The sequence below is a fragment of the Phytoactinopolyspora halophila genome (assembly GCF_003287285.1).
Taxonomy (GTDB): domain Bacteria; phylum Actinomycetota; class Actinomycetes; order Jiangellales; family Jiangellaceae; genus Phytoactinopolyspora_A; species Phytoactinopolyspora_A halophila.
Window position 1 is genome coordinate 15013 of sequence record NZ_QMIG01000021.1, and the last position, 22965, is coordinate 37977.

Sequence of the window (22965 nt, forward strand, 5' to 3'; positions counted from 1 at the left end):
GATGCCCCGTCTCCCCGACCGACAGCCGTCACAGGCGGGCGGCATCGACCACGGCCCGCGCGGCACGGGCAATGACGTCGGCCGCCGGCCCGGTGCCCGTGGATTGGGACACCGGGTCACGAAGCTCCGACCCCAGTGCGGCGAACGCCACCGAACGCCCGTCGAAATCCAGGATCCCGACGTCGTGCCGCACACCGGCCAGCTCCCCTGTCTTGTGCCGGCAGCCGACGTCGGGGCCGAGTCCTGCCGGGATACGATCGTTGAACTGCTGGCGCCCCAGGATGTCCAGCGCGAGCTGCCGCAGGTGGTCCGGAAGCAGATCCGGCCCGGTGAGCAGGTCGAGGAGGAGCGCCTGGTCGTCTGCGGTGGTCGTGTTGTCCCGGCCGGAGCGAGACGCTTCGAAGTCCATCATGTGGCGTTCGAGGCGCGTGTTCCGGGCGCCGAGCGCGTTGATCCGGCCGGTCACGTCGTCGAGGCCCAGCATGTCGAGCACCATGTTGGATGCGGTGTTGTCGCTGACGCCGATCATCAGCTCCAGGGTCTCGTCGAGGCGCAGTGCCCCCACCGATGGCATCAGCCTCAAGACGCCAGTCCCGCCGACCCGCCGTTCGGGAACCGGCAGCGAACGGTCAAGCTCGCATCGCCCGGCAGCCACCTCCTGCAGTGCCATGATCAGCAACGCCACCTTGATGGTGCTGGCCGCCGGCATCGCCGTGGCGCCGTTGATCGACGCCACCGCGCGGCCCTGCTCGCGAATCGCGAAACCCCATCGACCCGGGGCCGACGTCGCCAACGTGCCGATGTCCCGCTGAAGTGCCGCAACGTTCTGGGCCGGCCATCTCGTCGTCATCAGTTCGTCCTCTACAGCACCGTGAACAGGAGTGCGAAGAGCACCAGATTAGCGCCCATGATCGCCCACCCGTTGAACAGCATCATCCGCAGGTTCGACGACCTCGCCAAGCCCATCTGCCCGATCATGTCGGCGTTGGGGAACGGCCCGAACCAGTCGATCTGGCTGCCACCCAGTAGCGCCGCCGACCAGGCCACCGGCGTGACACCGAGGGGAGCTGCCAGCGGCCAGAGCAGCTCGTCGATCAGAACGACCTGCGCGACGGCCGCACCCGCTACCCCGATCCAGCCGATGACCAGCGCGAGCATGAGGAAGGGCCAGGCACCGAGCGACTCGAGCGTGGGCTGCAGCGTTTCGAGCATGGCATCGTACGCGCCCGACTCCTCCATCATCACCAGGAGGGGATTGAACAGCCAGAACAGGAAGAACAGCCACAGGAGCTGGGCCGCGCCGTTGTAGAAGGACGTGAGCGCGTCGGTGGGCCGCATCCCGCCGGCCAGTGCCGTCACGATCGACGTAACGATCATGACGATGATCGCGTAGGCGAAGCCTGCCTCGAGAATGACGCCCACCACGGCCAGGGCCACGATGGTGCCGATGAACGCGCCAGCGGCCCGTTTCTCCCGCCGGGTGGGCTCCGCCGTGGCCGTGTCCAGACCGGAGAGTTCCAGCTCGGAGTACTGTTCCGTACCGGCAGTGCGGCGCTGGATGAAGCGCGCCATCAGGAAGCCGGTCACCCATGTCACGACGGCCATGGGCAGGCCGGCGGAGAAGAGGTACTGGGTGTAGCTGATCTCGGCGGCTCCGGAGATGGTGACGACGGGCGGGGTGAACGGCCCGGTGATCAGTCCCGCCGCTCCCCCGGCGTGCAGCATGGCCGCGACCGATGTCCGACTGCGAGCCACGGCAGCCGCCACCGGGATGACGATCGGCGCGAGAATCGCGTTTGCCCCGGCCAGCGTGCCGAGGGCCCCGACCAGCACCGTCGAGGCGAGCATGATCCCGATCTGGATCCGTAGCGGGCTGTCGATCCCTACGCGGTGCAACAGGACTCGCACCAACGTCTGCGCGGCACCCGTATCGGAGGCGACCCGTCCCAGCCCGGCGCCCAGCATGATGATCAAACCGATGGTCGCGATAAACGAGCCCAGCGATTCCGACATCATGGTGCCGATCTCGAGCGGTCCCGCCCCGGTGAGCACGATCCCGACGACGACTGCCGCGCCGGTGGCCAGCACCACGTTGAGTTCGAGGACGACGAGTACCGCGTAGACCGCGACCGGCAGCAGGCCCCACCACCCGAGCTCGTCGGCGACGACGTTCACGATCACGGCCGTGACCAGCGCGACCACCAGCAAGCCCAGCGCCACGGTTTGCTTGCGAGATACCCGCTCCGGATCAGCGACGATTTGAGACGAGGTCATCCACCCTCCAGCGGCGTGATGCGGCCATTCGTCCGTGACGGCTTCACTGGCGGCATGGACGGATGCCGGGGCCAACCGAGCGACGCTTTACCGTACAAACATCTCCGGTAAGAGGTCTAGACGACACACCCGGTGCATGCACTCCTGCGAGCCGTGAACTCGTCGTCCGGGCGGACAGCTCGTCGTCCAGGCGGGCAACTCGTCGTCCAGGCGGGCAACTCGTCGTCGACGACCGCCTCGCACCGGATGACCATCAGCGCGTGCCCGAGGGGAGAATCGGGGCGTGACATCCGCGGCTACCTCCGGCGCCGGCAGCCCTGGCTCACCCGGGACATCTCCGGGCCCGCTGCGCGGCCGGGGCGCGCACGTTCTCGCCATCGCGGCGATCGCGCTGATGAGCTTGAACCTGCGCCCTGCCGCGAACTCCCTGGGTGCCGTCATCCCCGCCATCCGAGAGGATCTCGGCCTGTCGGCGACGGCGGCCGGAATACTGAACGCCACGCCTGGCCTGTGTTTCGTCGTGTTCGGCCTGGCCGCACCCACCGTGGGCGCGCGTCTCGGCGTCCAGCGCACCCTCGTCCTGGCGCTGATCGCCATGGTGACGGGGCAGCTGATCCGGGTATCGGTGCCCGCTGTCGGGATCGTCTTCGCGGGCTCGGTCACCGCCCTGGCCGGGATGGCCATGGGGAACATCCTGCTGCCCGGCCTGGTCCGCACCCTGTTCCCGCGGCACGTGCCCGCGATCACCGGGATGTATACGGCGTGCATGCTGGGCGGCGCGACCGCGGCATCGGGCCTCACCGTGCCCATCGGGCGTGGCCTGGACGGAGACTGGCGTGCCGGCATGGGCAGCTGGGCGCTGCTGACCGTACTCGCGCTGATCCCGTGGATCGGGATGCTGGTCACGACCCGCACCGAGAGGCGCCGCCAGCCCACCACCACCCTCCGGCTACGCACCCTCCTTCGCAACCGCGTGGCCTGGTCGATGGCGTTGCTCTTCGCCATGCAGTCCATGCAGGCCTACGTGGTCACCGGATGGCTGTCACAGATCCTCGTGGATGCCGGCATGGACCTCGCCGTGGCAGGCAGCGCAGTGGCAGTGTTCGTGGCCGCCGGGCTACCGCTGGCCACGGTGATCCCCCCGCTGGCACGCCGGGAGCGCCGCATTCCCGTCTTGATCGTCTCGCTCGGCGTCTCCTACCTGATCGGGTACACCGGACTGCTGCTCTGGCCGGCGCAAGGAGCGTGGGCATGGGCGGTGGTGATCGGCATGGGCGGCGGCACGTTCCCGCTGATGCTGATGATGATCACGTTGCGCGCGCGCACGCTGGCCGGCCTCACCGCGTTGTCGGCGTTCGCCCAGTGCATCGGGTACACGATGGCGATGATCGGGCCGTTCGTGTTCGGCATCCTGCACGATCTGAGCGGCGCATGGACCGTACCGATCCTCACCCTGATGGCATCCGTGGTCGTCATGGTCATAGCGGGTCTGCACGCCGCACGTCCACGCATGCTCGAGGACGCCGGCGGGCGAAGCCCGTGATCATCGACGTTTCGCGCTCTCACGGGTGGGAAAAACGCCGATGATCACGGGGCGGGGCGCAGCTAGTGCGGGGCCGGGCGCAGTTAGTACGGGGCGAGGCATAGTTAGTCACGACGAAAGGCGCAGCGCGCGGGCGTCGCGTTCGACGATCTCGGCGCGCCGTTCCAGTAACGCCTCGACGGTGTCGGCGCCAGCGCGTACATACCGCCCCGCGAGCTCGTCGAGCCGCCCGCTGCCGATTCCCGCAACGAGATCGACGACGGCTTGCGGCGGGGTCCAGTCCGTGCGCCCGGCGTGCATCGGCATCGGTGCCGTCATGTCGGTCTTGACGTGGCCCGGCGCGACATCGAAGACGTAGATCCCCCGGTCCCGATACTGGGCGTCGAGTTGCGTGGTCAGCCGCATCAATGCACCCTTGCTCACCGCATAACCGGTGTAGGCGGTCATCACCTTGTGCCCGGCACCGCTGTTGATGTTCACGATCCGGCCGCCCCCGGCCGGCAGCATGCGTCGCAACGCGGCGTGGCTGACCACCATCGGCCCCCGGACGTTGACCTCCATCACCCGCCACGTCTCCTCCAGGTCGGCGCTGACGAAGTCCTGCTCGGCGGGCTCGATGACCCCGGCATTGTTGACCAGAAGGTCGAGCCCGCCGAGTGCCGTGGCGACGCGCTCGACGGCAGCATCAACGGCATCCCGATCGACGACGTCGGCCACCGCGGACACCGCCGCCCTCCCCCGCTCCCGGCACTCCCGCGCCACGCGCTCCAGCGCCTCCTCGTCGCGACCGAGCAGGCCGATCTCCCAGCCGTGCCCGGCCAACCCGAGTGCCAGCTCCCGGCCGATCCCCCGGTTCGCACCCGTGATCAATACTCGCTGCCCTGCGACCGTCATCGCCCCGTTCGCCTCCACACATCTCGGATACTCTCGCCTGCCCGGCCGGCATCACGCGCCGCTGGCCGAGGAGCCGCCCGGCACGTTGATCGCGCCGCTCACCCTCCGCCGATCACACGAGCTCGTGATCACTCAGCCGGGCGAACTCGAAACCGCGCTCCCGCAACCGGGGCACGGCCTCCCGTACTCCCTTCCCGGTACCACTGTCCGGATGATTCATGTGCAGTAGCGCGATCGAGCCCGGCCGGGCCGCCTCAAGCGCCGCCGCCACCTGCGCGGCATCGAACGTGGCACCGGCGTCCCCGAGGACGTCGTAGTTCACGACCTGCACCCCCAGATCTGCCGCGATACGCACGGCAACCTCGTCATGGTGCGCGGTGCCCGCCCGGAACCACTCCGGCCAGCGCCCGGTGCGCCGCTCGATCGTCTCCTGGTTGACCAGGATCTCCTCGACGACCTCGGCCGGGCTCGCGGTTCCGCGCACGCCGTACGCCTCCCGTCCGCTGACGGAAAGCGGCAGGTGCTCGGTGCCGTGGTTGGCAATGTCGAACAGCGGCTCTCCGGCCAGGTCGTCGAAGACGCGTTCGTTGGCATCGATCCAGCGCCGGTTGATGAACAGTGCCGCCGGGACATCCTCGCTGATCAGGAATTCGACGAGTTCCTCGTCGTATCCGTCACCGCCGGCTCCCCCGCACGCGTCGAACGTCAAGGCGACGACCCGCTCGTCCGTGGCCAATCGTGTCTTCACCCCGGACACGTCCTCACCCCACTCGGTGGCCGAGTCCGGGTAGCCCGCCGGATCGACGCGGGCGCGCGCGGCCTCGGCCTGGAGCTCCTCCTCGGTCGGCTCGGGGCTCTCCTGTACACCGGAATCCGCGCCGTCCCCGCCCGCAACGCCCGGACGTCCTCCCCGGACCTTGCGGCCCGACGCGATCGGTTCGGTCGCGCCCCGCGCGCAGCCGGTCAACGACGCCAGCGCCGCTCCGGCGATCAAGAACTCGCGGCGTCGCACCCGGCTACCTCGAACGCGCATCAGCCGCGCAGCACGGCCCCGGTCCGTTCGGCCGCAGCGGCAACCGCCGCGTCCCGCGCCGCCGACGTGTCGTCGACGGTCAGGGTGCGATCCGGCGCCCGGAAACGCAGGGCGTAGGCCAGCGACTTGCGCCCCTCCCCGATCTGCTCGCCGCTGTAGACGTCGAACAGGCGCACCGATTCCAGCAGCTCCCCCGCACCGGCACGCAGCGCGCTCTCCACCTCCGCCGCGGGCACCGACTCGTCGACGACGAGCGCCACGTCCTGCGTGGCCACCGGGAACGTCGATACGTCGGGCGCCGGCACGGGCTCGTCGGAGACCGGCAACGCGTCCACGTTCAGCTCCATGACGGCCGTGCGCTCGGGCAGCCCCAGCGCCTTGACCACGCGCGGGTGCAGTTCACCCGCGTATCCCAGCAGCGTCGCCTCGGCGTAGACAGCGGCGCAGCGTCCCGGATGCCACGGCGGCTGCTCTGCCTGCTCGATCCGCAACCGGACACCGGCTGCCTCCCCGACCACGCGTGCCGCCTCGACCGCGTCGGCCCAGGACACCGCGCGGCCCGGGCCCCACCAGCCGGCTGATTCCCAGCGCCCGCACAGCGCGACCGCGATGTGGCGAGGCTGCTCCGGCACCGCAGACTCCAGCACGGCGAGCTCCTCGTCGGTGGGGCGGCGATCCACCGGCAACCGGGGCGCCACCGGCGCATCGTCGGGACCCGGCCGGAACACGAGTCCCGACTCGTACACGGTGAGATCGGTGGCGCCGCGGCCCACGTTCCGCCGCAGCGTCGCCAGCAGGCCAGGAACGAGCGTGGTGCGCAGCAGCGGCTGCTCGTCAGAGATCGGATTGGCCAGCCGCAACGCCCGGCGTCGCGGATCGTCGGGAGCCAGGCCCAGCGCGTCGAACTCCGCCTCACCGACGAACGGGTATGACGGCGCCTCGACGAATCCGGCCGCGGCGACCGCCCGTTCCACCCGGCGGCGCAGCCGCTGCCGGGCGCTCACCCCGCGCCCGGGTGGGGCCACCGGGAGCGTCGACGGCACGGCGTCGTAGCCGTACAGCCGGGCGACCTCCTCGATCAGGTCGTAGGGATCCGTCAGGTCCGGCCGCCAGGTGGGGGGAACGACGCGGAACCGGTACGGATCGGGGGTGGTCACCTCCGCCCCGACAGCTGCGAGCAGGCGGCTGACCTCGTCGGCGGGATAGTCGACCCCGACGACACGGCCCGGCAGGTCAGTGTCGATCTCCACGGCCGCCGGAACCGGTACCGATCCCGCGATGGTGATGCCCGGCTCGACGGTGGCCCCGCCCAGCTCGGAGAGCAGCTGCGCCACCCGGCTGGCGGCCGCCGCTGGCAACGCCGGATCGACACCGCGCTCGAAACGCCGGGACGCCTCGCTGGGCAACTTGTGCCGCCGGGCCGTGCGGGCCACGCCGGTCGCCTCGAAGTGTGCCGCCTCGATGACGATCGACGTGGTGGTGGGACCGATCTCCGTGGTTCCGCCGCCCATGACACCGGCCAGGCCGATCGGCCCGGACTCGTCGGTGATCAGCAGGTCGTCCTCGTCGAGGGTGCGCACGACGTCGTCGAGCGTGGTGAGCTTCTCCCCCACCTCGGCGCGGCGCACCCCGATCGGCCCGCGCAGCAGGTCGCCGTCGTACCCGTGAATGGGCTGACCGAATTCGAGCATGACGTAATTGGTGACATCGACCGCCAGCGAGATCGGCCGCATCCCGGCGAGCTGCACGCGCCGCCGCAGCCAGCGCGGGCTGGGCGCGGCCGGATCGAAACCGGAAACCCGGCGTGCGACGAAGACCGGGCACCGTTCGGTGTCCTCGACGCGCACCGGATAGCTGGTGGGTGCGTCGGCAGGCGGCAACGCCACGTCCGCGGGATCGCGGAACGGAACGCCGTAGGCGATGGCGACCTCCCGGGCGACGCCGCGGACCGACAGGCAGTATCCACGGTCCGGTGTCACGGCTATGTCCAGCACGTCGTCGCGCAGGTGCAGCAGCGGCACCGCGTCGTCGCCGGGCACACCCTCGTCGGGGCCGAGGACGAGGATGCCCGTGTGGTCGTCGCCGATGCCGAGCTCGCGCACCGAGCAGATCATGCCATCCGACACGTGGCCGTACGTCTTGCGTGCGGAGATCGCGAATCCACCGGGCAGCACGGCCCCGGGCAGCGCGACCACGACGAGGTCACCGACGCCGAAATTGCGCGCGCCGCACACGATGCCCCGGGTCCGCGTCCGCACGGACTCGTCATGAATGCTCGGCCGATCCTCGTTGTGCTCGGGGCCGACGTCGACCGAACACCAGCGGATGGTCTTGCCGTTCTTGTGGGTCTCCTCGACGAACTCGGCCACTCGGCCCACGACCAGCGGGCCCGTGACGTCAGCGCCCGCCTCGTCGACGGTCTCGACCTCCAGCCCGGCGCGGATCAGCCGCGCCGCGACGTCGCGGGCGTCGACCCCCGCCGGCAGGTCCACGTATTCCCGCAGCCAGGACAGGGGGGTACGCATCAGATCTCCATCCCGAATGCCGTGGTGAAACGGACGTCACCTTCGACCATGTCGTGCATGTCCTCGATACCGTGCCGGAACATCAGGGTGCGTTCCAGGCCCATCCCGAACGCGAAACCGGTGTAGCGCTCGGGATCGACGCCACACGCCACCAGCACGCGAGGATTCACCATGCCGCAACCGCCCCACTCGATCCAGCCTTCCGAGCCACACGTGCGGCACGGCCGCTCCGGATCACCCACCGACGCCCCACGGCACACGAAACATTGCAGGTCCATCTCGGCGCTGGGCTCGGTGAACGGGAAATACGACGGGCGCAGGCGGGTGGAGATGCCGTCCCCGAACATCGACGACGCGAAATGATCGAGCGTGCCTTTCAGGTGGGCCATCGTCAGGCCCTCGTCCACGGCGAGCCCCTCCACCTGGCTGAACACCGGGGTGTGCGTGGCGTCAAGCTCGTCGGTGCGGAAAGTACGGCCGGGACAGATGACGTAGATGGGCGGGCGGCGGCTGAGCATGGTGCGCGCCTGCACCGGCGACGTGTGCGTGCGCAGCACCAGCCCCGACTCCTCGGACTCGACGAAGAACGTGTCCTGCATGGTGCGCGCCGGGTGGTCCGGCCCGATGTTGAGCGCGTCGAAGTTCAACCACTCCGCCTCGGCCTCCGGGCCCTCGGCGATCTCCCAGCCCATCGCGACGAACACGTCGCCGATGCGCTCCTGGATGGTGGTCAGCGGATGCCGTGCACCCTTCGGGGCGCGGTCCCACGGCAGCGTGACGTCGACCGCTTCCTCGACGAGAACCCGCTCGTCGCGTTCGGCCTCCAGCTCCTGCTGGCGGGCCTCCAGGGCCCGGGCGACCTCCTTACGCGCGCCACCGACGCGCTGCCCGGCCTCCTTCCTGGCCTGCGGCGGCAGCGCTCCGATCTCGCGATTGGCCAGGGCCAAGGGCGAGCGATCACCGGTATGCGCGACCTTGACCTGCTTGAGCTCGTCCAGGTCCCGGGCCGCCGCGATCGCGGCGAGCGCTTCGTCGCGCATACGAGCGACCTCGTCCGGATGCAGCGGCTCGACAGCGACCGGATCATACTGCCTGTTCGGCGCGGACATATTCCTCGCTACCTGGGTGTGTTTTCGGTGCTGGGTGACAACCCCGCGATTCTACGACTCCGCGTCTGTCGTTCGCCCGGGAGATTCCCGGCGCCACGGTTCACGTCGTCGTTGGCGCGTGGACGTCGTGCCGGGCCGAGCTGGATGCGGCCGTCGGGCGAGCGGATCAGGACGCGTCGCCATCGACCAACCGGGGCGGGAACCCTCCCGTGGCGATCGGGCCCCAGCGCTGCGGGGTGACGCGGATCAGCGACTTGCCCTGCCGGCGCATCGCCTCCCGGTACTCGTCCCAATCCGGATGCTCACCAGCGATGTTGCGGTAATACTCTACCAACGGCTCGAGCGCGTCCGGCATGTCGAGGACCTCCGCCTGGCCATCGAGCTGCACCCAGGCATCACCGAACTCGTCGGACAGGACGACAACGCTGGCCCGCGGCGTTTTCCGGACGTTGCCGGCCTTGGCCCGATCCGGATAGGTGGAGACCACGATTCGGCCATCGTCGTCGACGCCGCACGTGACCGGCGATGCCTGTGGCCACCCGTCCGCACGGAACGTCATCAGCACCGCGTGGTGACGCGGCCGGACGAATTCCAGGAGACCGTCGAGGTCGACATCGGTGTTCGTGGCGATCTTCACGCGTCCATCCTAGAGACACGCTGCCGATCGCACCTCGCGGCGTCGGCACCCCGACGGCGCGTGGTACGTCTCAGCTATCACATCGCCGGCCGCTGCTTCGTCCCGAAGGCACGGGAAGATCGCCAGGTCGTCGGATGAATGCGGGCAGGTCCGGCGGTTCATCGAGCCCGGCGCTGGGCGCGAGCGGATGCGTAGAGGCAGACGGCGGCCGCGGTCGCGAGGTTCAAGCTCTCGGCCCGTCCGTAGATCGGAACCCGCACCACGTGGTCGGCGCGGGATCTGGCGTCGTCGGGCAGCCCCCACGCCTCGTTGCCGAACACCCAGGCGGCGTTCCTGGCCAGCATGCCGGCGGCCGCAGCGTCGTCGAGATCGCGCTCGCCGGAGCCGTCGGCGGCCAGAACGGTCATGCCCAGGCCGCGAAGGCGGTCGATCACGGCATCCAGCGGGGATCCCGTTACCACCGGCAGGTGGAAGAGGCTGCCCGCAGAGGCGCGCACGGCCTTGCCGCCTTCGGGATCGGCGGACCCGTGGGTGAGCACCACGGCGTCGGCTCCGGCGGCGTCGGCGCAGCGGATGACCGTGCCCACGTTTCCGGGGTCACGGCTGTCGGCCAGAACCGCGATCAGCGCTCCGGCTGGAAGGTCGTCGAGGGGCACGACGACGCGGCGGCACACGGCCACGATTTCCTGCGGCGTGACGGTCTCGGAGAGGGATGCGAGCGCGGCCGTGTCGGCCACGTGCACCTCGATCCCGGAGCGCACCGCGTCGTCGACGATGTCGGCGTGGTGGTCACGGGCGTCGGCGGTGACGATCACGTCCCGTATCCGGTCCGCTCCGGTAGCTACCGCCTCCCGAACGGCCTGGGCTCCTTCGGCGAGGAAGAGCCCCGCCTTCTCGCGCCCGGCCCGGCGGGTCAACTTGCGAGCCTGACGGATTCGCCCGGAACGCTCCGTCAACTCCACGACCGACGATCACCCCGCCCGATGGCCATGATCATGGGTGGCCGCAACGATGACACGTCTTCTCGGGCCGCAACAGGTCTGTAGACGTGTTACGGCCCGAGAAAACGTACCAAACATGATCATTCTGACGGGGCGGATGAACCCCGGAGTGTCACGCTGCCGGGGCGTTGCGGTCCTCCGGAAGCGCCGCCCGAGCGGTCTCGATCAACGACTTGAATGCGGCGGGGTCGTTCACGGCAAGATCGGCGAGAATCTTGCGGTCCACCTCGACCTCTGCCAGCCGCAGCCCTTGGATGAAGCGGTTGTACGTCAGGCCCTCGGCCCGCGCAGCAGCATTGATCCGGGTGATCCAGAGCTGGCGGAAATCACCTTTGCGCTGCTTGCGATCGCGGTAGGCGTAGACCAGCGAGTGCGTGACCTGTTCCTTGGCCCTCCGGTAGACCCGCGAACGTTGTCCGCGATATCCCTTGGCCTGGTCGAGAACCTCCCGACGTTTCTTCTGGGCGTTGACCGCCCGCTTCACGCGTGCCACTGAAACTCCTTGTCAAGTCCGGCCGGCTGGCGGCCAGGCGTCGTCTGTCATTCTCATCGGGATGCGGCCCGCAACGATCGGCCGCCACCGAGCTCACTTGCCGAGCATCTTCCTTGCTCGCTTGCGGTCGTTCTTCGACACCTCGACCGTGCCGTCGAGCCGGCGAGTGAGAGTGCTGCTCTTGTGTTCGAGGTAGTGGCGCCGGTTGGCACGCTGGCGCAAGACCTTGCCGGTGCCCGTGACACGGAACCGCTTGCTCGCACCGCTATGCGTCTTGTTCTTCGGCATGATTGCCGTACTCTCCTCTACTCCTCGTTCTCGGCGGCCTGCCCGCGTGCGGGCTTCTCGGCGCGCTCCTTCTCCGCGGCGGCTCGGTTCGCGGCCCGTTCCGCCTTCTCTGCCTCGGCGTCGGCTTCGCGCTTTGCCTGCCGCTCCGCCTTGGCGGCTTGCCGCTCGGCCTTGGCATCCGACTTCTTCTTGTGCGGCCCCAACACCATGACCATGTTCCGGCCATCTTGTTTCGGTGCAGACTCGACGAAACCCAGCTCGTCGACGTCTTCCGCCAGCCGCTGCAGCAGCCGGAAACCAAGCTCCGGCCGGGACTGCTCGCGGCCCCGGAACATGATCGTGACCTTGACCTTGTCCCCGTCGGCCAGGAAGCGCTCCACGTTGCGCTTCTTGGTCTCGTAGTCATGGTTGTCGATCTTGGGACGGAGCTTCTGTTCCTTGATCAGGACATGCGACTGATTCTTCCGAGCCTCGCGCGCCTTCATCGCGGACTCGTACTTGTGCTTGCCGTAATCCATGAGCCTGGCCACGGGAGGCCGGGCCGTCGGCGCCACCTCTACCAGATCGAGCTCAGCCTCCGCTGCCAGACGCAGAGCGTCCTCGATACGGACGATGCCGACCTGCTCACCGTTGGGGCCGACGAGCCGGACTTCCGGTACCCGGATCCGGTCATTGATACGGGGCTCGACGCTGATGCCATCCTCCTGATGCCTAGGGGTTGTATAAGATCGACTGCCATTTACGCTGTGATTGCCACAAAAACGGCCCCCACTGCGCACAGCGGAGGCCTTCCAGCACGTGGCACCCGACGCGATCAGCAGCCGCGCCGCATGCCACACAAGCATCGCTTTGATGCTAGACCTGGAACCCGACGACCATGATGACCGTGGCGGGTGGGAGGGTCTCCGCTTGCGTTCCACCCTCACAGGACCTTGTGGTGCCCTGCTCGAGTGAACCGGTCAGTATGCCAGGCTATCACGTGTGAACTGGCGTTCCCATACAGCCGCTGAGCTCGCCGCGCCCGCTGCTTCAGTCGCTTCCCCAGGCGACCACGGGCCGCCACCCCGACGCCAGAGTACGCAGGCCCTCGGCATCCACCGAGAACAGCACCGGTCCGGCGAGATCGATGACCAGCGCATCAGCACCATCGGCCACGGCAGCCTCCGCTGCCGCCCGGGTGGTGACCGGCACCGGCCGGGCATCGGGATCCCACCGGTACATGGACTCCAGCGACGTGAAGGCCAGCAGCCCACGCCGGCCGTCACGGCCGATCGTGCTCACCGCCGCCATGTGTGACGTCTTCTCTTCATCCCCACCCGATGGTCCGCGCTCGACGATAGTGGCGTCGGACGCATGAGACACGGCTACAACCGGGACGAGCAGCCGGGCGCTGGACAGCGCGGACAGCACGTCGGCGGGCCCACCTTCGCCCCGCTCGTAGGCCGACAACGCGGCCTCCAGAAGTGGATCAGCCGCGCCCTCATCGTCACCGAACGCCGTCGTTGGCAACGTCCTACTCAAATCCGAAGTCACGGAGCGTGACTTTAGCTCGCTTTGCCCGCAGATGCCAGACCCCGGAACCGGTTCGTTGCATACAACTTCACAGACCGCCGTCCCGATTCGCACAATAGGCCGGTAAACTCACTTTTGTGATCATGTCCGTGTCGGCTGCACCGGCACGGCGCCGTCGACCGTACACTGCCTAGCTGTGGACATTTCCGTCTCCGATGCACCCGCAGGCCGCCTCATCGACGGCCGGTACCGCGTCGACTCGCTGCTCGCACGCGGCGGAATGGCCACGGTATACCTGGCCACCGACACGCGTCTCGAGCGCACGGTGGCGCTCAAGGTCATGCACGCCGAGCTCGCTGCCGACGACGACTTCGTCGCCCGGTTCATCAGCGAGGCACGTTCCACCGCACGGCTGACCGACCCCCATGTCGTGAGCGTCTTCGACCAGGGCGAGGACGAGGGCGCGGTGTTCCTCGCCATGGAGTACGTCGAGGGCCGCACCCTGCGCGACATGCTCAACGAGCAGGGGCGCTTGCAGCCTGCCTTTGCCCTCGAAATCCTCGAGTCCGTGCTCTCGGCGTTGCGCGCCGCGCACGAGGCCGACATCGTGCATCGGGACGTCAAACCCGAGAACGTGCTCATCAGCGACGACGGGCGGGTCAAGGTCACCGACTTCGGCGTCGCCCGCGCCCCTCGCGGCCCCAACACCACGGCCCGCGGGCTACTGCTGGGGACGGTCAACTACATCTCACCCGAGCAGGCCCTCGGCCACCAAGCGACGCCGTGCTCGGACGTGTACGCCGCCGGCACCATGCTCTACGAGCTGCTGACCGGCTCACCACCGCATACCGGCGCCACCGACTTCGTCGTCGTCCGGGCGCACATCGACGAGGACGTACCGCCGCCCTCGGAATCCGTGCCGGTACCGGCAGTCGTCGACGATCTGGTGGCGACCGCAACGGCCCGCGACCCGGACAGCCGCTACAGCGACGCCGGGACGTTCCTGGCTGCCGTACGTTTCGCGCGCACCGCCGTCACGAAGGGTGCGGTACCGGCCAGGGCCGGCCGGCACGCCTCCCGCCCCACGCCGACGTCGACGCCTCCCCCTCCGCCACCCCCTCCCGGGAGCGACGCGGCCGGCGCCGCCAGTGGCAGCGTTCCCGCGGCTCCCGACGATCTCGTCGAACAGCTACCCGGGCACGGCCCGGACGCCGACGCCGACCCAGCGGTGAACGGTCACGGGCCCGCACAGCGCGGCGAGGATGCGCTCAGCCCCATCGACGTCGCCACCGCCTTTTACCATGACCAGCCGCTCGCCGACGAGGCCGGTTCATCGGCTCAGGCGGCGCCGATGCCGCCCAAGACCAACCGTACCCGGGTGATCAGCCCCGTTCCCGACGAGCTGGAGGACACCTCCCACGATTCGGAGTCCCCCGACGCCGACAGCCCGGAAGCACGCAGATCCGCGCGCCGCCAGCGCCAACGCCAGGGCCGGAGCTGGCGCGGACCGCTCGTCTTCGCGCTGGTCGTGCTCGTGACGGCGGCGGTCACCATCGCTGCCTGGTGGTTCGGTGCGGGACGGTGGACCTCCACGCCCGCACTGATCAACCTGGAACCCGAGGAAGCCATCGCCGCAGCCGAGGAAGCTGGCTTGAACGCCTCGGCTGACGGGGAAGCGTACTCCGAGAGCGTCGAACCGGGACTGGTGGTCGACACCGAACCGGCACCCGGCGAAGAGATCCTGCGTGGCGACACCATCACGTTGATCATCTCCCAGGGTCCGGAGCGATACGAGGTTCCTGACATCACAGGTATGCGGAAGGATCAGGCGCAACAGGCCCTGGAAGATCGCAACCTCGCTGTCTCGTTCACCGAAGAACACCATGCCGAGGTCGAGGAAGGACAAGTGATCTCGCAAGATTACGAGCCGGGCGAGGAGGTTCGCCCGGACACCGAGATCGCGGCGACCTTGAGCCTCGGACCGAAACCGATCGAGCTCGACGACCATACGGGAAGCTCGCTCGACGAAGCCACGGCTGCGCTCGAAGACGCCGGCCTCCAGGTCGAATCCTCCGAAGAGTTCCACGACGAGGTCGCGCCCGGGGTCGTCATCTCCCAAGAGCCCCAGGGCGGGAGCACGGTGCACGAGGGTGACACCATCTCCTTGACCGTCTCCAAGGGACCCGAAATCGTCAAGGTCAAGGTTCCCGACGTCGTCGGCGAGTCGCCGCAGGATGCGGAACGCCGGCTCGCCGAAGCCGGGTTCGCGGTGGAAATCGATCGCGTGTTTCCACGCGCCGACTGGCTATACCGGCCCACCGTCGAGCGTCAAGAGCCGGACGGTGGCACGATGGCCCCGCAAGGCTCCACGGTCACCATCCACGTCAGGTGAGCCGCCCCTCAGGGAGTGCGAACCATCAACACGACGCCACGGCAACCCGCTCTGATCGGCACCCACCTGGCCACGGCCGGGAAACTGGCCACCGTTCCGGAACGCGCCGCCGACCTCGGCGCCGAGAGCGTGCAGGTGTTCCTCGGCAACCCCCGGGGGTGGGCCACGACGCCCGGTGACCCGGCGAGCGACGCCGCCTTCCGGGCTTGCGCCGCGGCACGATCGATGCCGGTGCTGGTTCATGCGCCCTACCTGGTCAACGTGGGCAGCCCGACCCCGCTGACCTACGAGCGTTCCAAGGCCAGCGTCGCTCACGCCATGCGGCGGGGCCACGAGGTCGGGGCCTCCGGCGTCGTCGTTCACACCGGCTCCTGCGTCGCCCAGGGCAGCCGTGATGCCGCCATGAAGCAGGTACGCGAGGCGTTGTTGCCGGTGCTCGACGGCATCGACGACGACGGGCCGGCACTCCTGCTGGAACCGACGGCGGGGCAAGGACAGTCACTCTGCGCGACCATCGACGATCTCGCGTCCTACCTCGACGTGCTCGATCACCACCCACGCGCGCGCATCTGCTTCGACACGTGCCACGCGTTCGCGGCCGGGCACGACGTGGCCGAGCCCGGTGGCATGACGGCAGCCCTGGACGCGTTGGTCAGCGTCGCCGGTCCCGGCCGGCTCGCCGCTATCCACGCGAACGACTCCAAAGACGTCCGCGGATCGTTCCGTGACCGGCACGAGCGTATCGGCGCCGGGCACATCGGGAGCGCGGCGTTCGCCGAACTGCTGCGCCACCCGGCCGTCGCCGGCCTCCCCGTCGTCCTGGAAACGCCGGGCGGCCCGCCTGCCTATGCTGAAGACCTCGCGCTGCTTCGAAAGCTGCGGTGACCGGGCGAGGATGGCTCCCCGATGCTGACCCGGACCGCATTTTGCACCGAATTTTCCGATCAGCGGCCGGATATGACAAAGACAGTGACCGATCCGTAACCAATCGTCTTATCACCCGGACGCCGAGTCCATCTCGCCGACCTGCTGCCTTACCGTCTGTGTGGCGGAAGGAGTCTGGCCATGGTCGTCATCATGACATCCGACGCAACCGAGGCGCAGATCGACGACGTGATCTCGCGCGTGCACCGGGCCGGTGGCGAGGCATTCGTCAGCCGTGGCCTGCACCGTACGATCATCGGCTTGCTCGGCGACGTCGACGAGTTCCGATCGCTGAATCTGCGCCGCATGGCCGGGGTGGCCGACGTGATCCGGATCTCCACTCCGTACAAGCTGGTCAGCCGCGATCAGGGACCAGAGCGCAGCACCGTCGTGGTTGGCCGGGACGCCACGCGGGCGGGTGTCCCCATCGGTCCCGATCACTTCACGCTGCTGGCGGGGCCGTGCGCGGTGGAGTCACTCGACCAGACTCTCGAATCCGCCGAGATGGCCAAGGCGGCCGGCGCCACCCTGCTGCGTGGCGGTGCCTTCCGGCCGCAGACGTTACCGTACGCATTCCACGGGCTCGGCAAGTCCGGGTTGCGAATCCTCGCCGAAGCCGGCGCGGCCACCGGGCTTCCCGTCGTCACCGAGGTCACCGAGGTCAGTGACGTGGCACTCGTGGCCGAGCACGCCGACATGCTCCAGATCGGGGCACGCAACATGCAGAACTTCGGTTTGCTTAATGCCGTCGGCGCGACGCGCAAGCCGGTGCTGCTGAAACGAGGCATCCAGGCCACCATCGAGGAGTGGCTCATGGCGGCGGAATACGTCGCACAGCGCGGAAATCTCGATATCGTGCTCTGTGAACGTGGCATCCGTACTTTCGAGTCTGCGACCCCGGCCACGCTCGACATCTCGTCGGTACCGACGGTCCAGCGGCTGTCGCACCTTCCGGTTCTCGTTGACCCGACACATGCCAGCGGACGGCGCGATCTCGTGCTCCCCCTGTCCCGCGCCGCGATCGCCGCTGGCGCCGACGGCCTGCTCGTGGACATCCATCCGGACCCCGAGTCGGCCCTGTGCGACGGCCCGCAGGCGCTCGCCGGTCCGGAAATCCGGGAACTCGCTGCCGCGATCAGGCGAATGGCGCCCCTGGTGGACCGGCAAACTCCTGGCGTCACCCCTTCCCCATGATCATGAACACTTCTCCGGCCTGTGAGGCCTCCTAGTGTTCATGATCATGGGGAAGGGGGACGGGCGGGAACACGATTGGCGACGTCGGAACGCGACTGCTGGCGGTGGGCCCGCACCGTGTACAGCAGCGCGGTGGCCCACACCAGGACCACCCCGGTGTAGATCACGGCACGTGCGCCCTCAGGCAACGCGAACGCGTGCTCGGAGGCGAGCGTGCGGACGTTGAGCAGCACGAGCAACCCGCCGACCGCGGAGCCCAGCACGCGGGCCGGGACGTGTCGCGCCAGCCACGCGGCGATCGGCGCCGCGACGATGCCGCCGGCGAGCATCATCGCCACCCAGCTCAGCTGGATCCCGCCCAGGCCGAGCCCGAAGACGAACCCCGTGCTCGCGCCGACGGCGACCATGAACTCGCTCGTTCCCACCGATCCGACGACGCGTCGAGGCTCGAGCCGGCCGCTGGCCAGCAACGACGACGTGTTGATCGGCCCCCAGCCGCCACCGGCCGTGGCGTTGACGAACCCGGCCACCACGCCCAGTGGTGCCAGCACCCGTTTCTTCAGTGGCTGGCCCAACTTGCCCTGGGGCACACCCGCGGTGGTGAACCGCAGCAGGATGTAGGTACCGAGCACCAGCAGCACACCCGCCACGAGCGGGGTGGCGGCGGTGGTGGACAAGCTCGACAGGAACGTCGCTCCGGCGAACGCGCCGATGCCACCCGGCACGGCGATCCGGCGCACCACCTGCCAGTCGACATTGCCGAAACGCCAATGTGACAGTCCCGAGGCCAGCGTCGTTCCCACCTGGGTCAGATGCACCGTCGCGGACGCCAGGGCCGGGCTGGTACCGATGGCCAGCAGCATGGTGGCCGAGGTCGCGCCGAAACCCATCCCGAGGCTGCCGTCGATCATCTGCGCCCCGAAGCCGATCAGGCCCAGCATGACGAGCACCTGCATCTCGGCGGCGACCTTCCCACTATTCCTATCGATTCAGTAGGATTTTACTATCGTCACCAACGCCGGGCTGTGTCAAGGTAAGAGACAAATCGTCTCGAATCACAAGATGTGCATCGATGATGCCCGATCAACAGCCGCTGAGTCCGGCCCATAGCCTCACTTCGATACTCAGACGTGCGCTTATCAGCCGCCTCGGCCCGATAAACGCACGTCTGAGTATCGAAGTGAGGCCAGCTACCCGGCGACCAGCGACCAGCTTCCCAAGCGCCCGTCGACCGGCGCCCGGGCTCATCACCCCGCAGGAACGGGGAATCAGGCGCCGGCGTCTCGCGCTACGGCCGCCAGCGTCTCCCCGGCCTTCCGGGCGTCAGCGGCCGAGACGTCCAGGTGCGTGATGAGCCGCACCACGCCGGGCGCCACCGACGCCACGAGGACGCCCTGCGCCCGCGCCCGCGCCACGAATCGCTCGGCTTGCCGCCCCACGTGCAGCAGCACGATGTTCGTCTCGACGCTCTCCGGATCCACCACGCTGCCGGCGGCCTCGTGGATCAGGTCGGCGATGAGCCGGGCGTTGGTGTGGTCGTCGGCGAGCCGGTCCACGCGATGGTCGAGCGCGTACCATCCTGCCGCCGCCAGGACGCCAGCCTGCCGCCATCCGCCACCAAGCCGCTTGCGCCACTGCCTGGCCTCGGCAATGACATCCGCCGGCCCGACCAGCACCGAACCGATCGGCGCGCCCAGGCCCTTCGACAGGCACACCGAGACGGTGTCGAAATGCTCGGCATACTCGCGAGCTGACACTCCCGTGGCGACCTGCGCGTTCCACAACCGGGCGCCATCGAGGTGCAGCCGGATACCGGTCCCCTGGACCAGGTCACGCAGCGCCGCCATGTCGGCAACCGGGTGAACGGTACCGCCCGCGAAGTTGTGCGTGTTCTCCACACCGATGGCCGCCGTCGAGACCAGATACGGGCCCGCACCCGGCGACATCAGCTCGCGGATCGCTTCGCGGTCAGCCCGGCCGCGCGGATGCGACCAGGTGCGCGTGGTGACGCCATGCAGCGCGGCGTGCGCCCCGAGTTCCGCACGCACGACGTGCGCCCGCGCCTCGCAGAGGAGCTCCTGCCCGGGAGCCACCCATGCGCGGACACCGAGCACGTTGGCCAGCGATCCGGTCACCGTGAACAGGCCCGCCTCGTGTCCCAGCAGCCCGGCGACCCGCTCTTCGAGGGCATTGGCCGCCGGATCTTCGCCATAGACGTCGTCGCCCACATCCGCCGCGGACATGGCGGCCACCATCCCGGGAGCCGGCCGTGTCACCGTGTCACTGCGAAGGTCGATCGAGCCCGAGGTCATGGCTCACCACTCTAATGTCGCGCCGGCATCCGGGCGTCAGCCGCCCGCGCCCCGGTCAGTGGGTGGTTTCGAGGAGCTCGGCGACCAGGAAGGCCAGTTCCAGCGACTGTGTCCGGTTCAGGCGCGGGTCGCAGACCGTCTCGTACCGCCTCGACAGGCCGTCTTCTGCGATCGGGTCTCCCCCGCCGACGCATTCGGTGACATCGTCGCCGGTCAACTCGACGTGCAGCCCTCCGGGATGGCTACCCAGCGATCGGTGCACCTCGAAGAAGCCGCGCACCTCGTCCATCACGTCGTCGAAGCGACGCGTCTTGTGGCCGCTGGGAGCCTCGTACGTGTTGCCGTGCATCGGGTCGCACACCCACGAGGCCACCAACCCGCTCGCCATCGCCTTTTCGATCAACGGTGGCAGCCCGTCACGGATCTTCTCCGCGCCCATCCGGGTGACGAATGTCAGGCGGCCGGGCTCGCGCTCCGGATCGAGCTTCTCCGCCAGGGCGATCAGATCGTCGGAGGTGGTCTTCGGTCCCACCTTCACCCCGATCGGGTTGCGGATCCGGGACGCGAACTCGATGTGCGCACCGTCGAGCTGGCGGGTGCGCTCGCCCACCCACAGGAAGTGCCCCGAGACGTCGTAGGGCGCGCCGGTACGCGAATCCACACGCGTGAGTGCCGTCTCGTAGTCGAGCAGCAGCGCCTCGTGGCTGGAGTACAGCTCGACCTTGCGCACGTTCTCGGAGTCGACGTCAATGGCCCGCATGAAGCGCAGTGCCTGGTCGATCCGGCCCGCGATGCGCTCGTAGCGCTGGCCTGCCGGCGAGGTCCGCACGAAATCGGTGTTCCACGCGTGCACCTGGTGCAGGTCGGCAAACCCGCCACCGACGAACGCCCGGGTGAGGTTCAGGGCCGCCGCCGACGCGTTGTACGCCCGCACCATCCGCGCGGGATCCGGCGTTCGTGCCTGCTCGGTGAACTCGACACCGTTAACGATGTCGCCACGGAACGCGGGCAGCGTCTCACCGTCACGAGTCTCGCTCGGCTTTGACCGGGGCTTGGCGTACTGCCCGGCGAGCCGGCCCACCTTCACCACGGGCATGCTCGCGGCGTAGGTCAACACGACCGCCATCTGCAGCAACGTCTTGAGCTTGGCACGTACGTTGTCCGCGGTGATGCCGTCGAACGTCTCGGCGCAGTCACCGCCTTGCAAGAGAAACGCCTCGCCCCGGGAAACGGCGGCGAGGCGTTGCTTCAACAGATCACATTCACCGGCGAACACCAGCGGGGGCATCGCCCGCAACTCGGCGACCGCGTCGGCCAGCCGGCTCGCATCTCCCCACTCGGGTTGCTGAGCCGCAGGCAGCTCGGCGAGCGCCGACCTCAGCTCGGTAAGGAGCTCATGATCAGCATGCGACGTCACGGAGCTAGCGTAAGCGATCCTTCGTGATCTCACGAAGACATCCCACTCTCCGGACTCGTCGCCGCGTCACGAAAGCCGTTCCCGTCGGCCAACCGCATCCCACCGTACCTAGGATTGACTGTAGTGTGTCCGTTCGGACCGCAGCACGACGAGGTGCCGGCCGTCGTCGAGGAAATTGAGCGTGCGGAAAGGTCAATGTCATGCCTGAACAGCCGATTCGAAAGGTCGCAATGCTCACCGCCGGAGGGCTGGCACCGTGCTTGTCCTCGGCCGTCGGGGGCCTCATCGAGCGGTATACCGAAGTGGCGCCCGACGTGGAGATCATCGGTTACCTGGACGGCTATGCCGGGCTCCTCACGGGCCGCTCGGTCAAAGCGACACCCGACATCCGTGCCACGGCACACCGGCTACATCGTTTCGGCGGCAGCCCGATCGGCAACAGCCGCGTCAAGCTGACCAACGTTGACGACGCGATCAAGCGCGGCTTCGTGAAGGAGGGCCAGGACCCGCTCGAGGTCGCCGCAGATCAGCTCGCCAACGACGGCGTGGATGTGCTGCACACCATCGGCGGCGACGACACCAGCACCACCGCGGCCGAACTCGCCACCTACCTCAGGAAACACGGCCACGAGCTCACCGTCGTTGGCCTGCCGAAGACGGTCGACAACGACATCGTCCCGGTACGGCAGAGCCTCGGTGCGTGGACGGCGGCCGAACAGGGAGCCCGGTTTGCTCGCAACGTGATCGCCGAGCACTCGTCCAACCCGCGGATGCTCATGATCCACGAGGTCATGGGGCGAAACTGTGGCTGGCTGACCGCGGCCACTGCCCGCGCCTACCGGAGCTGGCTCGCCACGCAGGAGTGGGCACCCGAGATCGGACTAGACCCGCGCCGCTGGGACATCCACGGCGTGTACCTGCCCGAGCTCGGGCTGGACATCGAGACCGAAGCGGGCCGGCTTCGCCAGGTCATGGACCAGACGGGCTGTGTCAACATCTTCCTGTCCGAAGGGGCCGGCGTCGAGTCGATCGTGACCGAGATGGAGTCCCGGGGTGAAGAGGTCCCGCGCGACCCGTTCGGCCACGTGCAGCTCGACAAGGTCAACCCGGGCCAGTGGTTCGCCAAGCAGTTCGCCGACCTGGTGGGCGCGGAAAAGGTCAACGTCCAGAAGAGCGGCTACTTCAGCCGGTCCGCAGCCGCGAACGGCGACGACCTCCGCTTGATCAAGAGCTGCACCGACTTCGCCGTGGAGAGTGCCCTGCGCCGCGAGGGTGGGCTGATCGGGCACGACGAGGAGCGTGGCGGCCAGCTGCGTGCCATCGAGCTCGACCGGGTGAAGGGCGGAAAGCAGTTCGATCCGTCCACGTCCTGGTTCGCCGACCTGCTCGGCGCGATCGGGCAGCCGACCAGCTAAGA

At 68.7% G+C, this 22965-nt stretch carries 20 protein-coding genes; 5 read left to right on the forward strand and 15 right to left on the reverse strand.

What is annotated here, in order from left to right; all coding sequences use genetic code 11:
• Positions 1 to 28: 28 nt before the first annotated feature.
• Together DPM12_RS16895 and DPM12_RS16900 are read right to left on the reverse strand one after the other, a co-directional pair.
• Positions 29 to 850 (reverse strand): serine hydrolase, encoded by an 822-nt coding sequence (locus DPM12_RS16895; RefSeq protein ID WP_112259522.1) that lies wholly within the window; start codon positions 848 to 850, stop codon positions 29 to 31.
• A gap of 11 nt (positions 851 to 861) precedes the next feature.
• Complete coding sequence (locus DPM12_RS16900; RefSeq protein WP_112259523.1) at positions 862 to 2274, reverse strand: SLC13 family permease; 1413 nt, start codon at positions 2272 to 2274, stop codon at positions 862 to 864.
• A gap of 283 nt (positions 2275 to 2557) precedes the next feature.
• On the opposite strand from DPM12_RS16900, the gene DPM12_RS16905 reads away from it, so the two are divergent.
• The gene (locus tag DPM12_RS16905; protein ID WP_112259524.1) at positions 2558 to 3817 is read left to right on the forward strand and encodes an MFS transporter; all 1260 of its coding nucleotides are present in this window, start codon (positions 2558 to 2560) and stop codon (positions 3815 to 3817) included.
• A 108-nt stretch (positions 3818 to 3925) separates the two neighbouring features.
• Here the strand turns inward: DPM12_RS16905 and DPM12_RS16910 are convergent, their stop codons facing one another.
• From DPM12_RS16910 to DPM12_RS16955, 10 genes are all read right to left on the reverse strand, one after another.
• The gene (locus tag DPM12_RS16910; RefSeq protein ID WP_112259525.1) at positions 3926 to 4711 is read right to left on the reverse strand and encodes an SDR family NAD(P)-dependent oxidoreductase; all 786 of its coding nucleotides are present in this window, start codon (positions 4709 to 4711) and stop codon (positions 3926 to 3928) included.
• Between the two features lie 112 nt (positions 4712 to 4823).
• Positions 4824 to 5723 (reverse strand): polysaccharide deacetylase family protein, encoded by a 900-nt coding sequence (locus DPM12_RS16915; protein ID WP_112259526.1) that lies wholly within the window; start codon positions 5721 to 5723, stop codon positions 4824 to 4826.
• Between the two features lie 20 nt (positions 5724 to 5743).
• Positions 5744 to 8269, reverse strand: a complete 2526-nt coding sequence (gene pheT, locus DPM12_RS16920) for a phenylalanine--tRNA ligase subunit beta (protein ID WP_112259527.1) — start codon at positions 8267 to 8269, stop codon at positions 5744 to 5746.
• The gene (pheS, locus tag DPM12_RS16925) at positions 8269 to 9378 is read right to left on the reverse strand and encodes a phenylalanine--tRNA ligase subunit alpha (RefSeq protein ID WP_112259528.1); all 1110 of its coding nucleotides are present in this window, start codon (positions 9376 to 9378) and stop codon (positions 8269 to 8271) included. Before pheS ends, pheT begins: the two co-directional genes overlap by 1 nt.
• 166 nt (positions 9379 to 9544) lie before the next feature.
• Positions 9545 to 10015, reverse strand: a complete 471-nt coding sequence (locus DPM12_RS16930; protein WP_211659073.1) for a PPOX class F420-dependent oxidoreductase — start codon at positions 10013 to 10015, stop codon at positions 9545 to 9547.
• Positions 10016 to 10173: 158 nt separating this feature from the next.
• A complete protein-coding gene (locus DPM12_RS16935; RefSeq protein WP_112259529.1) occupies positions 10174 to 10977 on the reverse strand; it encodes a TrmH family RNA methyltransferase in 804 nt (267 codons plus the stop codon).
• A gap of 151 nt (positions 10978 to 11128) precedes the next feature.
• A complete protein-coding gene (rplT, locus tag DPM12_RS16940; RefSeq protein WP_112259530.1) occupies positions 11129 to 11509 on the reverse strand; it encodes a 50S ribosomal protein L20 in 381 nt (126 codons plus the stop codon).
• A 93-nt stretch (positions 11510 to 11602) separates the two neighbouring features.
• Positions 11603 to 11797, reverse strand: a complete 195-nt coding sequence (rpmI, locus tag DPM12_RS16945) for a 50S ribosomal protein L35 (RefSeq protein ID WP_112259531.1) — start codon at positions 11795 to 11797, stop codon at positions 11603 to 11605.
• Positions 11798 to 11814: 17 nt separating this feature from the next.
• Positions 11815 to 12492 (reverse strand): translation initiation factor IF-3, encoded by a 678-nt coding sequence (infC, locus tag DPM12_RS23960; protein WP_342778805.1) that lies wholly within the window; start codon positions 12490 to 12492, stop codon positions 11815 to 11817.
• A gap of 334 nt (positions 12493 to 12826) precedes the next feature.
• Positions 12827 to 13330: an SseB family protein gene (locus DPM12_RS16955; protein WP_211659074.1), complete on the reverse strand. Its 504-nt coding sequence runs from the start codon at positions 13328 to 13330 to the stop codon at positions 12827 to 12829.
• Positions 13331 to 13505: 175 nt separating this feature from the next.
• On the opposite strand from DPM12_RS16955, the gene DPM12_RS16960 reads away from it, so the two are divergent.
• From DPM12_RS16960 to aroF, 3 genes are all read left to right on the forward strand, one after another.
• Positions 13506 to 15701 carry a Stk1 family PASTA domain-containing Ser/Thr kinase gene (locus DPM12_RS16960; RefSeq protein ID WP_112259533.1) on the forward strand — a complete coding sequence of 732 codons (2196 nt, stop codon included), beginning with the start codon at positions 13506 to 13508 and terminating at the stop codon, positions 15699 to 15701.
• Positions 15702 to 15716: 15 nt separating this feature from the next.
• Positions 15717 to 16586 carry a deoxyribonuclease IV gene (locus DPM12_RS16965; RefSeq protein ID WP_211659075.1) on the forward strand — a complete coding sequence of 290 codons (870 nt, stop codon included), beginning with the start codon at positions 15717 to 15719 and terminating at the stop codon, positions 16584 to 16586.
• Between the two features lie 180 nt (positions 16587 to 16766).
• Complete coding sequence (gene aroF / locus DPM12_RS16970) at positions 16767 to 17819, forward strand: 3-deoxy-7-phosphoheptulonate synthase (RefSeq protein WP_112259534.1); 1053 nt, start codon at positions 16767 to 16769, stop codon at positions 17817 to 17819.
• 44 nt (positions 17820 to 17863) lie between these two features.
• Here aroF and DPM12_RS16975 read toward each other — a convergent pair whose 3' ends face one another.
• From DPM12_RS16975 to DPM12_RS16985, 3 genes are all read right to left on the reverse strand, one after another.
• Positions 17864 to 18775 carry a sulfite exporter TauE/SafE family protein gene (locus tag DPM12_RS16975; protein WP_112259535.1) on the reverse strand — a complete coding sequence of 304 codons (912 nt, stop codon included), beginning with the start codon at positions 18773 to 18775 and terminating at the stop codon, positions 17864 to 17866.
• Positions 18776 to 19087: 312 nt separating this feature from the next.
• On the reverse strand, positions 19088 to 20131 hold the full coding sequence (locus tag DPM12_RS16980) for a threonine aldolase family protein (RefSeq protein WP_112259536.1): 1044 nt from the start codon (positions 20129 to 20131) through the stop codon (positions 19088 to 19090).
• A gap of 55 nt (positions 20132 to 20186) precedes the next feature.
• Complete coding sequence (locus DPM12_RS16985) at positions 20187 to 21548, reverse strand: class II 3-deoxy-7-phosphoheptulonate synthase (protein ID WP_211659077.1); 1362 nt, start codon at positions 21546 to 21548, stop codon at positions 20187 to 20189.
• A 200-nt stretch (positions 21549 to 21748) separates the two neighbouring features.
• Between DPM12_RS16985 and DPM12_RS16990 the strand changes: the two genes are divergently transcribed.
• Positions 21749 to 22963 carry a pyrophosphate--fructose-6-phosphate 1-phosphotransferase gene (locus DPM12_RS16990; RefSeq protein ID WP_112259537.1) on the forward strand — a complete coding sequence of 405 codons (1215 nt, stop codon included), beginning with the start codon at positions 21749 to 21751 and terminating at the stop codon, positions 22961 to 22963.
• Positions 22964 to 22965: the final 2 nt, after the last annotated feature.